Origin of the sequence: Comamonas badia DSM 17552, assembly GCF_000484635.1 — a bacterium.
Lineage (GTDB): Bacteria > Pseudomonadota > Gammaproteobacteria > Burkholderiales > Burkholderiaceae_C > Comamonas_C > Comamonas_C badia.
Genome location: NZ_AXVM01000002.1, coordinates 394,905 through 409,192, shown reverse-complemented (window position 1 = coordinate 409,192; position 14,288 = coordinate 394,905). Strand labels below are relative to the sequence as shown.

General features: G+C 65.8%; 13 protein-coding genes. 3 read left to right on the top strand and 10 right to left on the bottom strand.

The window, feature by feature from the left end; all coding sequences use genetic code 11:
* The first annotated feature begins 67 nt into the window (after positions 1 to 67).
* Positions 68 to 1,243 (top strand): acetyl-CoA C-acyltransferase, encoded by a 1,176-nt coding sequence (locus tag K320_RS0106070; RefSeq protein ID WP_024537953.1) that lies wholly within the window; start codon positions 68 to 70, stop codon positions 1,241 to 1,243.
* A gap of 108 nt (positions 1,244 to 1,351) precedes the next feature.
* On the opposite strand, the gene K320_RS0106065 is transcribed toward K320_RS0106070, so the two are convergent.
* Together K320_RS0106065 and K320_RS0106060 are read right to left on the bottom strand one after the other, a co-directional pair.
* Positions 1,352 to 1,792, bottom strand: a complete 441-nt coding sequence (locus K320_RS0106065) for a thioesterase family protein (RefSeq protein ID WP_024537952.1) — start codon at positions 1,790 to 1,792, stop codon at positions 1,352 to 1,354.
* Between the two features lie 86 nt (positions 1,793 to 1,878).
* Positions 1,879 to 2,550, bottom strand: coding sequence for a TetR/AcrR family transcriptional regulator (locus tag K320_RS0106060; protein WP_342667226.1), 672 nt, complete (start codon positions 2,548 to 2,550; stop codon positions 1,879 to 1,881).
* 72 nt (positions 2,551 to 2,622) lie between these two features.
* On the opposite strand from K320_RS0106060, the gene K320_RS0106055 reads away from it, so the two are divergent.
* Positions 2,623 to 4,236: a 4-hydroxyphenylacetate 3-hydroxylase family protein gene (locus K320_RS0106055; protein WP_024537950.1), complete on the top strand. Its 1,614-nt coding sequence runs from the start codon at positions 2,623 to 2,625 to the stop codon at positions 4,234 to 4,236.
* Between the two features lie 111 nt (positions 4,237 to 4,347).
* On the top strand, positions 4,348 to 4,623 hold the full coding sequence (locus K320_RS0106050) for a hypothetical protein (RefSeq protein ID WP_024537949.1): 276 nt from the start codon (positions 4,348 to 4,350) through the stop codon (positions 4,621 to 4,623).
* A gap of 109 nt (positions 4,624 to 4,732) precedes the next feature.
* Here K320_RS0106050 and K320_RS19445 read toward each other — a convergent pair whose 3' ends face one another.
* From K320_RS19445 to soxC, 8 genes are all read right to left on the bottom strand, one after another.
* A complete protein-coding gene (locus K320_RS19445; RefSeq protein WP_024537948.1) occupies positions 4,733 to 7,255 on the bottom strand; it encodes a Tex family protein in 2,523 nt (840 codons plus the stop codon).
* 175 nt (positions 7,256 to 7,430) lie between these two features.
* Positions 7,431 to 9,164: a thiosulfohydrolase SoxB gene (soxB, locus tag K320_RS0106035; protein ID WP_024537947.1), complete on the bottom strand. Its 1,734-nt coding sequence runs from the start codon at positions 9,162 to 9,164 to the stop codon at positions 7,431 to 7,433.
* Positions 9,165 to 9,273: 109 nt separating this feature from the next.
* Positions 9,274 to 9,948 (bottom strand): sulfur oxidation c-type cytochrome SoxX, encoded by a 675-nt coding sequence (gene soxX / locus K320_RS0106030; protein ID WP_024537946.1) that lies wholly within the window; start codon positions 9,946 to 9,948, stop codon positions 9,274 to 9,276.
* Positions 9,949 to 9,965: 17 nt separating this feature from the next.
* Entirely contained in the window at positions 9,966 to 10,775 is an 810-nt protein-coding gene (soxA, locus tag K320_RS0106025; RefSeq protein WP_029695864.1) for a sulfur oxidation c-type cytochrome SoxA, read from the bottom strand.
* Positions 10,776 to 10,860: 85 nt separating this feature from the next.
* Positions 10,861 to 11,172: a thiosulfate oxidation carrier complex protein SoxZ gene (gene soxZ, locus K320_RS0106020; protein ID WP_024537944.1), complete on the bottom strand. Its 312-nt coding sequence runs from the start codon at positions 11,170 to 11,172 to the stop codon at positions 10,861 to 10,863.
* A 53-nt stretch (positions 11,173 to 11,225) separates the two neighbouring features.
* The gene (gene soxY / locus K320_RS0106015; protein ID WP_024537943.1) at positions 11,226 to 11,690 is read right to left on the bottom strand and encodes a thiosulfate oxidation carrier protein SoxY; all 465 of its coding nucleotides are present in this window, start codon (positions 11,688 to 11,690) and stop codon (positions 11,226 to 11,228) included.
* Positions 11,691 to 11,782: 92 nt separating this feature from the next.
* On the bottom strand, positions 11,783 to 12,856 hold the full coding sequence (locus K320_RS0106010) for a c-type cytochrome (protein ID WP_024537942.1): 1,074 nt from the start codon (positions 12,854 to 12,856) through the stop codon (positions 11,783 to 11,785).
* The gene (gene soxC / locus K320_RS0106005) at positions 12,840 to 14,219 is read right to left on the bottom strand and encodes a sulfite dehydrogenase (RefSeq protein ID WP_024537941.1); all 1,380 of its coding nucleotides are present in this window, start codon (positions 14,217 to 14,219) and stop codon (positions 12,840 to 12,842) included. The genes K320_RS0106010 and soxC overlap by 17 nt, the downstream gene beginning before the upstream one ends.
* Positions 14,220 to 14,288: the final 69 nt, after the last annotated feature.

The following is a 14,288-nucleotide window of genomic DNA, read 5'->3' as shown; positions in this document are numbered from 1 at the left end:
TTGAGCGAACCCGATGCCTCACGCCTCACGCCTCGCTCCTCACATGCAACACAACAGGATTTTGAACATGACTTCCGCATTGATTGTTTCCACCGCCCGCACCCCGCTTGCCAAGAGCTGGAAGGGCGCCTTCAACATGACCCATGGCGCCACGCTCGGTGGCCATGTGGTGCGCGCCGCCGTCGAGCGCGCGGGCATCGAGGCCGCCGCCGTCGAGGACGTCCTCATGGGCTGCGCGAATCCCGAGGGCGCGACCGGCATGAACATCGCGCGCCAGATCGCGCTGATGGCCGATCTGCCCGTCACCGCCGCCGGCATGACGGTGAACCGCTTCTGCTCCTCGGGCCTGCAGACCATTGCCCTGGCCAGCCAGCGCATCATCGCGGGCGAGGGCGAGGTGTACGTGGCTGGCGGCGTGGAAAGCATCTCCTGCGTGCAGCAGGAGATGAACATGCACATGATCTTCGACCCGGCCTTGCAGAAGAAAAAGCCCGAGATCTACTGGAGCATGCTGCAGACCGCCGAGCAGGTCGCCAAGCGCTACGGCATAGGCCGCGAGGTGATGGACGAGTACGGCGCCGCCAGCCAGCAGAAGGCCTGCGCGGCGCAGGCGGCGGGCCTGTTCGATGCGGAAATGGTGCCCATCACCGTCACCGCGGGCATCGCCGACAAGACCCTGGGGCTGATCACCAAACAGGTGACGGTGACCAAGGACGAGGGCCTGCGCGAGGGCACGACGGCGGCGGGCATCAGCGGCATCAAGCCGGCGCTGCCCGGCGGCCTGGTCTCGGCCGGCAATGCCAGCCAGTTTTCAGACGGCGCGGGTGCCTGCGTGGTGGTGAGCGAAGACTATGCCAGCCGCAAGAACCTCAAGCCCCTGGGCCGCTTCCTCGGCTTTGCGGTGGCGGGCTGCGAGCCCGACGAAATGGGCATTGGCCCGGTGTTCGCCATTCCCAAGGTGCTCTCCAAACTTGGCCTGAAGGTGGATGACATCGACCTGTGGGAGCTGAACGAAGCCTTTGCCGTGCAGGTCATCTATTGCCGCGACAAGCTGGGCATCCCGGCCGATCGCCTGAACGTCAACGGCGGCGCGATCGCGGTGGGCCACCCCTACGGCGTGACCGGCCAGCGCCTGACGGGGCACGCCCTCATCGAAGGCAAGCGCCGTGGCGCCAAGCGCGTGTGCGTCACGATGTGCATCGGCGGCGGCATGGGCGCCGCGGGCGTCTTCGAAGTGCTCTGAGCCAGCGGCTCGAAAGCAAGCCCCTGCAGGTCTGTGGCCTGCAGGGACTTTGCTTTTATTGTGATAGCTGTCAGCGCTTGCTGGCCGGGCGCTGGAGGTCAATTTGGCTTAAATCCCGGAAGCGCCCGAATGCGCCGCCGCCTTCGCCGCCAGGCGCTCCTCGAAGCGCCGCGGGTCGATGATGGCGCGCCGGTGCGTGCCTTCGCCGATGAGCCCGGCGTCGTCCGAGCAGGTCACCTTGAACGTCAGCGACTGGCCTTCGACGGCGACCAGTTCCACCTCTGCCTGCACCGCCATGCCCACCGGCGTGGCGGCCACGTGGTTCATGTCCACCTGCGTTCCCACCGTGTGCTGGCCCGGTGCCAGATAGGGGCGCAGCGCCTGGATGCAGGTCTGCTCCATGAAGCCGATCATCATGGCGGTGGCGAAGACCGGCGGCATGTCGGCAAAGCCCGGCCAGCCGCCCACCTGGGGCACGGTGTGGGCCGGTGTGACGACCATGCGCTCGGTGTGGCGCAGGCCGGGTTGCAAAGGCTTGGGTTGGTTCATGGCGTTCCCAGTGAAGGTGGATAGGCAGGCGCCGGGCCTTGCGACGCGGCCGCATGGAGCGCTGCGCGCAGCAGTTCGTTCAGGCGTCATCCGGCCGTCTCACGCTGCGCGCGTTCGAGCAGCTGCGCCAGGTAGGCGGAAAACAGTTCCCGCGACGATTGTCCGAACATGCGTATGCGCCCGGTGTGGCGTAGCACCAGCAGGCCGACGATGTGCGCGAACAGGGCCGCGACCTCCCGGGTGGCGGTTGCGTCATCCTTCCCCAGGCCCTGCAGCGCGGCATGGCACGGCAGCAAGGCGTCGCGCAGGCGAAGGTTGAGGCTGGCGTCCAGCTCGGGCGTGAGGCCGCGCGGCGCCATTCCCTGGAAGAGGTAGAAGCCCAGGTCGAGATCGCGCGGGTTGGCGCGGTAGAACTCGAAGAAGGCGGTGGCCGCGGCGCGCAGCCGTGCGCCATGGCCCGGTTCGGCCGCGAGGGCCTGCGCCACCTGCGCGTTCAGGCGTTCGAGCGATTCGCCGAGCAGCGCGCCATAGATGTGCTCCTTGCTCGGAAAGTAGCTGTAGAGCGCGCCGGGGGTGTAGCCGGCGCGCCGCGCGATCTCGCGCAGGCTGGCCTTTTCCATGCCGAGTTCGACGAACGCCGAGCGTGCGGCCTGCAGCACCAGCTCCTGGCGCACGTCCGCCAGTTTGCGGCGGCGCGCGGCGCGCGGCGTGCTGGCGCGCGTGCCGGCCGAAGCGGCGTTCTCCGTCATGGCTGTCATGGGCCGCATCATAGCGTTGACTAAAAAATTGAACAGTGTTCAAATAACGACACGATTGTTTTGGAGAAGCAAATGGACACCACCGCAACCCCTGGGCCGGCGCGCGTGCCGCTGATGTCCGGCGATGCCTACCGCGAGTCGCTCAGGCGGCTTGCACCCCGCGTGTTCGTCGATGGCCAGCGGATCGAGAGCGTGGCCGACGCGCCGCAGCTCGCGCCCGGCGTGAACGCGCTGGCCTACACCTACGACTTTGCCTTGCGCGAGGAACTGGCGCCGATCGCGCTGGCCACGCAGACCAGCCGCGGCAAGATGGTGCCGCGCATGCTGCATGTGAACGAGGCGGCGGGCGATCTGCTCAACAAGCTCGAAGCCGTGCGCGTGCTCTGCCAGGAGACCGGCTGCGCCCAGCGCTACCTGGCGCACGACGCGCTGAACGGCCTGGCGCAGGCCTGCGCGGCGATCGACGATGCCACGGGAACGAACGCGGCGGGCGACCGGTTTCGCAACTACCTGGTGCATGCGCAGGACAACGACCTTGCCATCGGCATCGCGATGACCGATGCCAAGGGCGACCGCACGAAGAAGCCGCACGAGCAGGCGAATCCTGACGCTTACGTGCACGTGGTGCGCCAAAGCGGCAAGGGCGTGTGGATCAGCGGCGCCAAGGCCATCGTCACCGGCGCGCCCTACATGCACGAGCTCTTGGTGATGCCCAGCCGCAACATGGGACCGCAGGATGCGGCGTTTGCCGTGTGCTGCGCGGTGCCGGTGGATGCACCGGGGTTGACCATGGTCTCGCGCGTGGCGGGGCGTCCGGGCGAGACGCCCGAGCATGGCGCGCCGCTGTTCTCGCGCAAGTATGGGCAAGCTACCGCCGTGGTGCTGTTCGAGGAAGTCTTCGTGCCGTGGGAGCGCGTGTTCTACGCCAATGACTGGGAGCGCAGCCACATCCTCACCTACAGCTACGCCACGCACCACCGCCACAGCTGCATCGCCGCGCGCGCGGGTTTTGGCGACCTGTTGATCGGTGCCGGGGCACTGATGTGCGAGGCCAATGGCGTGTCCGACCCGGGCAAGGTCGGCAGCCTGCGCGAGCCCATGGTTGAGCTCATCAAGATCGTCGAAGGCTTCTATGCCTGCGGCGTGGCCGCGAGCGTCTATGCCGCGCCCGATAAATACAGCCAGACCTTCATGCCCGAACCGGTGTTCGCCAACATCGGCAAGCTGCTGCTGGCCACGCAGATCTACGACATGCACCGGCTGGCGCACGAGGTCTCGGGCGGCCTGATCGTGGCGCTGCCGGGGCCCGATGAAGACCACAACCCGGAGACGGCGGCCAAGCTCTCGGACGTGCTGCGCGCCAACCCGGCCGTGCCCTACGACAAGCGCATCGAGGCCGCGCGCCTGATCGAAGATCTCACCGCGTCCTACCAGGGCGGCTGGTACTCGCTCATCAGCCTGCACGGCGGCGGCTCGCCGGCGGCGATGAAGCAGGAGATCTGGCGCAACTACCCGGTGGGCAGCAAGGTCGAACTGGTCGAGCGCCTGCTGGAGCGCGGCGTGCTGCACGACCCCAAGCGCCCGATCACGCAGAACCGCGAACCCGGCAAGTGCTGCGACAATGGCTGCACGGCGCCGGGGCAGGGCATCATGGCGCCGCTCTCGGTGCAGCGCCACCGGCACTGATTTTGCAGGGCAAGACAATGCGGCCTTCGCAGGTTTCATGGCTGCGCTGCCGACCAGCGCTCTTGGGGCGCACAATGCCCTGGTGCTGAAGCGATGCGAGGAGCGTGTGCAATGACGGCGGATTCTGGAAGCGGGCAGGTGGCGCGGATGCGCTCCGCGATTGGCGAGGCGGTGGCGGCAGCGCCGCCGTTTCTGCGCGGTGAAATCGATGCCGATCAGATGGCGCATCGCATGATTGGCGCCGTGCGTGCTTATGCCGAGCGCGAGCAGGCGCTGGGCGGCGACGGCAAACCGGAAACCATCGAAGCCGAGCACCTGCAGCATGCGCTGATGGAGCTCATGGGCTGCGGTTCAGGCTACCTTGAACACCGATGTGACGCGGCCTGAGTCGGACGCACCATGACCTGGATGGTAGGGAAATTCGGCAAACAATGAAGCAAAACGGGCGCCGGCAAGGCGCCCGTTCCTTTGTGGCTTTCTCCGACCGGCTTTGGGCTCAGCCGCGCCCCTGCAGCTTGGCAAACGCGGCCGCCATGGCCGACGGGGCCTGCGCCTCGTGCGCGCGCGAGCGCTGCTGGCTGCGTCCTGCGGCTTCAAACCGGTTCTCGCGCGGAGCGTCGCGCCGCGCAGGCGCCGCGTCCAGCTTCATCGTCAGGCTGATGCGCTTGCGCGCCGTGTCCACCTCCAGCACCTTCACCTTCACGATCTGGCCGGTCTTCACCACCTCGCGCGCGTCCTGCACGAACTTGTTGGAGAGCTGGCTCACGTGCACCAGGCCGTCCTGGTGCACGCCCAGATCGACGAAGGCGCCGAACTGGGCGACGTTGCTTACCGTGCCCTCCAGCACCATGCCTTCCTTCAGATCCGTGATGTCTTCCACCCCTTCGCTGAAGCGCGCCACCTGAAAATCCGGGCGTGGGTCGCGGCCGGGCTTTTCCAGTTCCGCGAGGATGTCCTTGACCGTGATCGCGCCGAACTGCGGCGTGATGAACTGATCGGGCTTGAGGACCTTGAGCGCATCGCTCCTGCCCATGAGCTGGTCTATCGGCTTGCCGGTCTGGACGAGGATCTGCTCCACCACCGGGTAGGTTTCCGGGTGCACGCCGGTCACGTCCAGCGGGTTGTCGCCACCGCGGATGCGCAGAAAGCCCGCCGATTGCTCGAAGGTCTTGGGGCCGAGGCCGGTGACTTTGAGCAGTTGCTGGCGGTTGGCGAACGCGCCGTGCTGCTCGCGCCAGCGCACGATGGCCTTGGCCGTGGTGCCCGTGAGGCCTGATACGCGCGCCAGCAGCGGGGCGCTGGCGGTGTTCAGGTCCACGCCCACGCCGTTCACGCAGTCTTCCACCACAGCGCCCAGCGTGTGGGCCAGCTGGCCCTGGTTCACGTCGTGCTGGTACTGGCCCACGCCTATGCTCTTGGGGTCTATCTTCACCAGTTCGGCCAGTGGGTCCTGCAGGCGCCGCGCGATGCTGGCCGCGCCGCGCAGGCTCACGTCCACGTCGGGCAGCTCTTGCGAGGCGTATTCGCTGGCGGAATAGACCGAGGCGCCGGCTTCGCTTACTACTACCTTTGTAATAGCTGCCTGCGCTTGTTCTGTTTGCGTTTGAGGCGTTTTTCGTATTAATTTGATCAAATCGCCCGCGAGCTTGTCGGTTTCGCGGCTGGCGGTGCCGTTGCCAATGGCGATCAGCTGGACGCCGTGTTTGGTCACCAGACGCCCCAGCGTCGCCAGGCTCCCATCCCAGTCGCGCCGCGGTTCGTGCGGGTAGATGGTGGCGGTCTCCAGCAGCTTGCCGGTGGCGTCCACCACCGCGACCTTCACGCCGGTGCGGATGCCGGGATCGAGCCCCATCACCACCTTCTGCCCGGCGGGCGCGGCCAGCAGCAGATCGCGCAGGTTGTCGGCAAAGACCTTGATCGCCACGGCTTCCGCGCCTTCGCGCAGGCGGGCGAAGAGGTCGCGTTCCAGCGACAGGCTGAGCTTCACGCGCCAGGTCCACGCTACGCATTTGCGCAGCAGGTCATCCGCTGGGCGGTTTTGGTGGCTCCAGCCCAGGTGCAGCGCGATACGGCCTTCGGCGAGGCTGGGGCTGTTGCTCCTTCCCCCATTGGGGGAAGGCTGGGATGGGGGCGTTGCGCTGTTGGCGGGCGCTGCGTGCCCCCACCCTGACCCCGGTGCTGGCGGCGAGACGCCGCCGCTCTTCCGGCCGTCCAGTTCCGCATTGGCGGAACTGGAGCCGCGGCCTTCAGCCCCAAGGGGGGAGGGGGTGGAATCGGGCAGCACCAGCTTGGCGTCCAGAATTTCCAGTTGCCGCCCACGAAATACCGCCAACGCCCGGTGGCTGGGCACGCGGGCGATCGGCTCGTCGTAATCGAAGTAATCGCGGAATTTGGCCACTTCCGCATCGTTTTCGTTCTTGCCCGCCACCAGCTTGCTTTGCAGCAGCCCCTCGGCCCAGAGCCATTCGCGCAGGTGCTGCACCAGCGCGGCGTCCTCGGCCCAGCGCTCGCTCAGGATGTCGCGCACGCCATCGAGCACCGCGGCCACGCTGGTGAAGTCTTCACCGCCTTCGCCTTTTTCCGCCTTCACGTAGGGCGTGGCGGCCTGCTGCGGATCGAGGCCAGGGTCGGCAAACAGCGCATCGGCCAGGGGTTCGATGCCGAACTCGCGCGCGATCTGGCCCTTGGTGCGGCGCCTGGGCTTGTAGGGCAGGTAGAGGTCCTCGAGCTCCTGCTTGGTCGGCGCCGCTGCGATCGCGGTGCGCAGTTCGGGCGTGAGCCTACCCTGTTCCTCTATGCTTTTGAGCACGGCTTCGCGGCGCTCGGTCAGTTCGCGCAGGTAGCCAAGGCGCGTCTCCAGCGCGCGCAGTTGCGCGTCGTCCAGTCCGCCAGTCACCTCTTTGCGGTAGCGGGCGATGAAGGGCACGGTGGCGCCGCCGTCGAGCAATTCGACGGCGGCCTTGACCTGGGATTCGGAGGCGTGGATTTCAGCGGCGATCTGCCGCAGGATCTGTTGCATGGGGAAGGGAAAGGCTCAAGCGGAAAAGCCGGCAAGTGTGCCACGCGGCGACTTGGCGAACACATTGCCTTGCCAGTACATCCCAAGGGAGAGGCGCAGGGAAATCGTGACGGACGAGGAACTGGCCATGATCCAAAGGCCCGCCATCGCCGCTGCGCATTGATTGCAAGGCAGTTTACGCGGCATACCCCGGATTGGGCAGCCCTCCCGTCAGCTTTGGTGTATTGAGCTTGCGCGGCGCCACCTTGCCACCCCGGGCCTTGAGCCACTGCTCCACCTGGTCCCACACCATGGGGTTTCCGGCCTTGCTGGCCTCTTCGGCCACGGGCGCCCAGCCGGCCACTTTGTAGGTTTTGCTCGGGTCGATCAGCTCGCCCTTGAGGCGCATGTCGCTGATGCGCTTGCCCATGTCCGCGGTCGGGTCGCAGGCGTAGGCGAGACCGCCCACGCGCACCATGTCGCCGCCTTGCTGGTAGTAGGGGTCGGGGTTGAAGAGGTTGTCGCACACGTCTTCCAGCACGGTCTTGATCATTTCGCCCTTCATCTCGGTGAGCGTGGCGTAGCTGTAGGTGGTGGCGGTCATGTCCAGCAGCCATTCGCGCGTGATGGGCTGGCCGGGCAGCAGCGTGGTGCCCCAGCGGAAACCGGGCGAGAAGGCGAGGTCGGCGCCCTGCACGTCCATGAGCGCATCGACGATGAGCTGGTCGCCGGTGCCGTTGAAGTTGCCGCGGCGGTACAGCAGCCCTTCGGTGATGGCGAGCTGCTCGGCGAGCTTGCCCTCGTAGGGCGCGCGGATCTTGGTGATGAGCGCGTCCATCTCCTTGTCGGCCGGCAGCATGTTGGCGAAGATGGGCAGCAGGTGGTATTTGAAGTCGGCGACCTTGCCGTTCTTCACGTCGAAGTCGATGACGCCGAGGAATTTGCCGTTGCTGCCCGCGTTGGTGACGATGGTTTGCCCGGATTGGTTCTTGACGATGGTGGGCACGGGCATGCCGTCGTGCGTATGGCCGCCCAGGATGGCGTCCACGCCCGTCACCCGGCTGGCCATCTTCAGGTCCACGTCCATGCCGTTGTGGCTCAGCACCACGACCACCTGCGCGCCCTTGCCGCGCGCTTCATGAACCATCTTCTGCAGGTTCTCGTCCTGGATGCCGAATTCCCAGTCGGCCACCATGTAGCGCGGGTTGGCGATCGGGGTGTAGGGGAAGGCCTGGCCGATGATGGCCACGGGCACGCCGTTGATCTGCTTGATGACGTAGGGCTTGAACACCGGGTCGCCAAAGTCGGTGGTCTTGACGTTCTGCGCGATGAAGTCCACCTTGCCGGCGAAGTCCTTCTCGATGATTTCCTTGACGCGGTCCATGCCGAGCGTGAATTCAAAGTGCCCGGTCATCACATCCACGCCCAGCAGCTTGCAGGCGTCGACCATGTCCTGGCCCTTGGTCCACAGTGCCGTGCCCGAGCCCTGCCAGGTGTCGCCGCCATCGAGCAGCAGAGAGCCGGGGCGGCTGGCGCGCATGCGCTTGACCAGCGTGGACAGGTGCGCGAAGCCGCCGACCTTGCCGTAGCGCTGAGCGGCCTGGTCGAAGTCGAGGTAGGTCAGGGCGTGCGCGGTGGGCGTGCCGGCACTCACGCCGACAGCCTTCAGCAGTTCCTCGCCCACCCGGTGCGGCAGGCGCCCCTTCATGTCGCCGAGGCCCAGGTTGACGCTGGGTTCGCGGAAATAGACGGGCTTGAGCTGCGCATGGCAATCCGTCATGTGCAGCAGCGAGACGTTGCCGAATTTGGGGATGTCGTACAGCCCTTCGGCGGCGGTGGCGGCGCTCGCATTTGCATAGCTGCCCAGGCTCATGCCGGCTGCGCTGGCGGCGCCCAGCACTTGAAGAAATTCGCGTTTGGTGAGGTTCATGGGGGTTCTCTTGAAGCTGCAATGACAACGGCCCGGGCGGCAATGGCGCAGGCGAGGGTGCCGCCGCATCCATCGCGGCCAGGGCCGCCGGGTTTGGAATGTGCGCTGGTTATTGGTTGACGGGGGACTTGGGATCGAGCAGCAGCGCCATGATGTCGGCCACCTGCTTTTGCGTGAGGATGCCTTTGTAGCCCGCGCGCGGCATGTTGGAGCAGGCGTTGTAGGCCTTGGCGTTCCAGATCTTGCCCCAAGTGTATTTCACGACTTCCTGCGCCTGCGGGCTGGCCGGGTCGGTCACGCCGCGCAGCTTGCCGTAGTGGTAGAGGCTGGGACCGATGGTGCCGTAGGAAATTTCCTTGGGGTCGATCTGGTGGCAGTTGTAGCAGTTGCCGCCGTTGGCGGCGTCAGCCTTGTCGTTCCAGGTGCGGCCTCTGCCGCTCTGGGCGATCTTCTCGCCGGATTTCCAGTCGCCCAGGTACTTGCCGTCGGTGGGCCACTGGATGGCCTTGAGGTTTTCCGCTTCCAGCTTCTTGGCGGTGGCCGGGTCCAGCGGGTGGCCGGCCACGGCGGCGGCGTCGCAGGCGCGCAGCGTGTCGTCCAGCGTCAGGGCTTCCTTGACCTTGACGATGCCCTTGTCGTGGAAACTCGATTGCTCCATCTTCAAGGCCATGGCGTCCAGTTCGGCGTTGCTGGGCAGATTGGAACTGCTGTTGCCGGCACAGCCGGCGAGTACGGCGACGGCCAGTGTGCTCAGGCCTGCGGTGAACAGGGTGGATTTTTTCATGGTGTTGTGCCTCCTGCTCAGCGCTTGATGGTGGGTACGGCGGACTTGGCGCCCTGCGCGTTCACGCCCATGTACACGCCCAGCGCGATGGTGATGGCGCTGCCGTAGGTGGGCTCGGGGAAGCGCTGCTGGCGGTAGCAGTCGTTCAGGCGGTGCTGCATGGTCCACATCTGGCCGTTGGAAACGCGGTAGGCGGGCCAGGCGGCAAAGCCGATGCCATCGCCCGGGTTCCTGGTGAGATTGGGCAGATCTTGCAGGCGGATGCGCTTGCCTTCCTCACCGTGGCAGGTGGCGCAGGAAAAATCATGCGAGCCGCCGCTCTGGAAGAACGCGCGCTTGCCCATTTCATAGGCAATGCGTTCCTGCGGCTGTGACTGCGGCAGGTGGAATTGCATGCCCTTGGACTGCGCCGCCACCCAGGTGGCGAGTGCCGTGGCGTTGGCGCGCTCGCCCTTGCCCCACTGGCCGTTGATGACTTCCTTGGGGTCTATGCCCTGCAGTGTGCTCATGCAGGTGACGAGGCGCGATTCCAGATCCTGCACCTGGTTGGTGTCGGCAAAGTAGCGCGGCAACTGGACGAAGACGCCCTTGGTCACACCGGCGCCCAAGCCCAGATCGCATTTTTCGAGCGAGGCATTCTTCGGGCCGCGGGCCTTTTTCCAGAGCTCCTCGCCCTTCATCTCGTACAGATCGGCGGGATTGCCGTCCTGCAGCATTTCCCGGTATTCCTCGATGGCTTCTGTCGAGGTTTTCTGGGCGATGGCCACGGTGGTGGCAGCGATCAGGCCCAGCGCCGCTGCCGCGGCGGCCAGCTTGTGCACGGTCATTGTGTTGTCTCCTGTTCTGTGCAAAAGAAAAAAGGCAGGTTCGTCTGGTGGCGCCCCTGCCTGTATCCGTGTGGCGGGTTGCCGCTCAGGATACCGTGGCTTCGTCGGTGCGGGTGTCGCCCTTGCTGTCCTTCCAGCTCACGCTGACCTTGTCGCCGGCCTTGCCACCCTTGACGGTGAACTCCAGAAAAGGGTTCTTGGAGACGGCGGGGCCCCATTCGCAGGAGAACACCTGCTTGTCGTTCAGTTTGGCCGTCACTTCCTGGATCCACCAGGCGGGAACGATCTTGCCGCTGGCGTCCTTGCGCTGGCCGGACTCCATCTCGTGGCTCATCAAAATGCGCACCAGGACATTGCCGTCCTTGGCCTGCGCGCGGATTCGCATCGGATCACCCATGGTTCAACTCCTTGTCAATTGCTGTGAATGTGTTCGTGGCGGGGTCGGCGGGTTCAGCCGCCGCAGCCGCCAAGGGTGACCTTGACTTCCTTCTTGCTGAAGAGGGCCTTGCCGTCCTTGGTCAGCGCGATGGCGTAGACGTCCGAGGTCTCGCCCATCTTGCTGCGGGTGGCAAACTTGGCTTCGACTTCCGGCGTGACGTTGAACACCGCGACGAGCGCGTTCGGGTTCTTCTCGACCATCAGGATCAGCTCCTTGACGTCGGGCAGCTTGGTGGACAGCGCGAAAGGCACGACGGCGCCGTTTTCGGCGATGTCCGGCGCGGTCAGCGTCACGTCAGGGCTGGCCGTTGGGTCGCCGTTGATGCCCAAGGCCTTGAGCGTGTCCTTGATGCCTTTGGCCTCGAACGCAGCCTTGTTGAATTCAGCAGCCATCACGCTGGTGGGCAGCAGACCGGCGCCAGCGGCCAGGGTGGCCACGGCGGCGCTCTGCTTGAGGGTTTGCCTGCGGGTTTGCATGGTCGTCTTCTCCTTCAAAGGTTGGATGGTAATGGAATGTCTGTCGTATCGGCGCTATAGGCGTGTCTGGGTATGTCCGGCCCGCCTGCCCGTCACTTGCCGGCCCCGGCCGCAAGCCATTCGGCAATGGTCTTGAGGTCGGCATCCGGGATGTTCTGCGGCGGCATCGGGGTTTCGCCCCAGACGCCGGAGCCGCCGGCCTTGATCTTGCCCTCAAGGTAATCGGTCTTGCCGGCGTACTTCTTGGCCACGTCGGTGAAGCCGGGACCCACCAGCTTGCCATCCATATTGTGGCAGCCCGTGCAGCCCAGCTCCTGCGTGAGCGCGAAGGCCTTGGCGTTGGGGCTGTCGTTGCCTGCAGGGCCGACGACGTTGACCGGCCCGGCGGCGTCGCCCAGCTTGCCCTCGGGCTTGGAGGTATCGGCGCCGCGCTGCGGGCCGACGGTACGGTTCTGTTCCCGCAGATTGCCCCAGACGTTGCGCGCGTGCTCCGGCAGCTCGGAGGTGATCTCGGGCGTGGGGCCGCAGTCCTTCATGCAGGCGGTGGCCTGGGTGTCGGGCTTGACCTTGCCGGCGCCGAATTCGTTGCCCGGCCACATCGCATGCTGCGTGGTCATGCCGTTGCGGTTGGGCATCTTCTGCTGTACTTCGCCGATGTTCTTGTCCGACAGCGTGAAATCCGCCGGGACGATGTTGGCCAGGTTCAGCAGATAGGCGGTGAGCGCGTAGACATCGTTGGGGGCCAGCGACTTGGGGTTGTCCCAGGGCATGGCGCGGTGGATGTAATCCCAGATGGTGGAGATCGTCGGCACCTTCATGAAGGTGGTACGCCCGGGGAAATCCAGACGCTTGAGGGTGGCCACATGGCCGGTCTTGATGTCGTCGGCGGTGGTGCCGCCCACCAGCGGGTTGAAGACGGCGTTGGACTCCCCGAAGATGCCGTGGCAGGTGGCGCAGTGCGCCTCCCACAGATCCTGGCCCTGGTCCACCGAGCCGCTGCCTGCGGGCAGGCCCTTGAAATCCGGGCGCACGTCGATATCCCAGGCGGCGACTTCCTTGGGGGTGGCATCACGCCCGACGCTGGGAAATTTGCCTTGTGACCATGCGGGCAGGCCGAGGGTGGCGGTCAGCGCGCCGATGGCGAGGGCCTCAAGCAACCTGGACATTCTTCACCTCGCCGTTTTCCTGCACCAGCCACGACTGGACCGCGTTGTTGTGGTAAATCGAGCGTGAACCGCGCACCGCGCGCAGCTGCTTGTAGGTGGGCTGAACGTAGCCGGTTTCGTCCATGGCGCGGCTCTGCACGATGGTGGACTTGCCATCCCAGACCCAGTCGATGTTGAAGCGTGTCAGGCACTTGTCGAGCACCGGCGTTTCGAGCCGGGCGGTGCGCCAGTTGCGCCCGCCATCCACCGACACGTCGACGCGCTTGATCTTGCCGCGCCCGGACCAGGCCAGCCCCGAGATGCTGTAGAAGCCCTTGTCCAGCAGCACCTGGCCGCCCGACGGCGTGCTGATCACGCTCTTGCATTCCTGGATGCTGGTGTACTGGCGGTGCTGGCCGTCGGGCATGAGGTCGATGTAGTGCACCGCTTCATCCTTGGTGGCGTAGGGCATGTCGCCCAGTTCCACACGGCGCAGGTACTTGACCCAGCTCACGCCCTGCACGCCCGGAACCACCAGGCGCAGCGGGTAGCCGTTCTCGGGCCGGAGCATTTCTCCGTTCTGTCCGTAGGCCACGAGTACCTGGCCGCTGGTGACGAGCTCGATTGGGATGGTACGCGTCATGGACGAGCCATCGGCTCCTTCGGCGAGGATGAATTTGCCTTTCTTGAGGTCGGCCCCCGCCATCTCCAGCAGCGTGATCAGCGGCACGCCGGTGTACTCGCAGCACGAGAGCATGCCGTGGGTGTACTGCGCGGTGGGCACGGCCACGTTGCCCCAGTTCATGCCGGTGTTGGCGCCGCATTCGATGAAGTGAAAGCGCGAGACGGCGGGCAGGCGCATCAGATCATCCATGGTGAAGACCTTGGGGGTCTTGACCAGGCCGTTGATCATGAAGCGGTGCTGCTGTGGATCGATGTCCCACCAGCCCTGGTGGTGGCGCTCGAAATGCAGGCCGCTGGGCGTGACGATGCCCAGCAGCGACTGGATCGGCGCGAATGACACGGATGCCTGGTTGGTCTGCGTCAGGCCCGGGCTTTGGCGGCGCTGCACATTGCCTTCGTACTTGGAGGGCAGACCGTAGGGGTGTGCGGCCACGGGCTGACCCAGGCTGGTGCTGTGCTTGGGCAGCTTGAGGATGGCCGGGTCGCCGTCGCCGCTATCGGCCGGCTGGGCTGTCGCGTGCAGGGCCGCGCCACCAGCCATCGCGGCGGCGAACGCGCCACGAATGAAGCCGCGTCGCCCCTGAATGCCGTGGGATTCGACGTCACGCACGCTGGCACGGTCCAGGAAGTTTTCGGGCGCCTTGCGCACCAGCCCACGGGGTTGGCTGGCCGGCGCGGGCTGGGGTTGGAGGTCTGTCATGGTCCGTTGGTCGATAGGTCGATATTCGAATTTGCTTATATTAAATGCTAACAGACTCTTTTCGCATTG

Coding starts and splice junctions, on each gene's coding strand:
- K320_RS0106070 (WP_024537953.1), top strand. CDS start 68: ATGACTTCCGCATTGATTGTTTCCACCGCCCGCACCCCGCTTGCCAAG.
- K320_RS0106060 (WP_342667226.1), bottom strand. CDS start 2,550: ATGACAGCCATGACGGAGAACGCCGCTTCGGCCGGCACGCGCGCCAGC.
- soxY (WP_024537943.1), bottom strand. CDS start 11,690: ATGCAAACCCGCAGGCAAACCCTCAAGCAGAGCGCCGCCGTGGCCACC.
- K320_RS0106065 (WP_024537952.1), bottom strand. CDS start 1,792: ATGAACCAACCCAAGCCTTTGCAACCCGGCCTGCGCCACACCGAGCGC.
- K320_RS0106050 (WP_024537949.1), top strand. CDS start 4,348: ATGACGGCGGATTCTGGAAGCGGGCAGGTGGCGCGGATGCGCTCCGCG.
- soxX (WP_024537946.1), bottom strand. CDS start 9,948: ATGAAAAAATCCACCCTGTTCACCGCAGGCCTGAGCACACTGGCCGTC.
- soxC (WP_024537941.1), bottom strand. CDS start 14,219: ATGACAGACCTCCAACCCCAGCCCGCGCCGGCCAGCCAACCCCGTGGG.
- soxZ (WP_024537944.1), bottom strand. CDS start 11,172: ATGGGTGATCCGATGCGAATCCGCGCGCAGGCCAAGGACGGCAATGTC.
- soxA (WP_029695864.1), bottom strand. CDS start 10,775: ATGACCGTGCACAAGCTGGCCGCCGCGGCAGCGGCGCTGGGCCTGATC.
- K320_RS19445 (WP_024537948.1), bottom strand. CDS start 7,255: ATGCAACAGATCCTGCGGCAGATCGCCGCTGAAATCCACGCCTCCGAA.
- K320_RS0106010 (WP_024537942.1), bottom strand. CDS start 12,856: ATGTCCAGGTTGCTTGAGGCCCTCGCCATCGGCGCGCTGACCGCCACC.
- soxB (WP_024537947.1), bottom strand. CDS start 9,164: ATGAACCTCACCAAACGCGAATTTCTTCAAGTGCTGGGCGCCGCCAGC.
- K320_RS0106055 (WP_024537950.1), top strand. CDS start 2,623: ATGGACACCACCGCAACCCCTGGGCCGGCGCGCGTGCCGCTGATGTCC.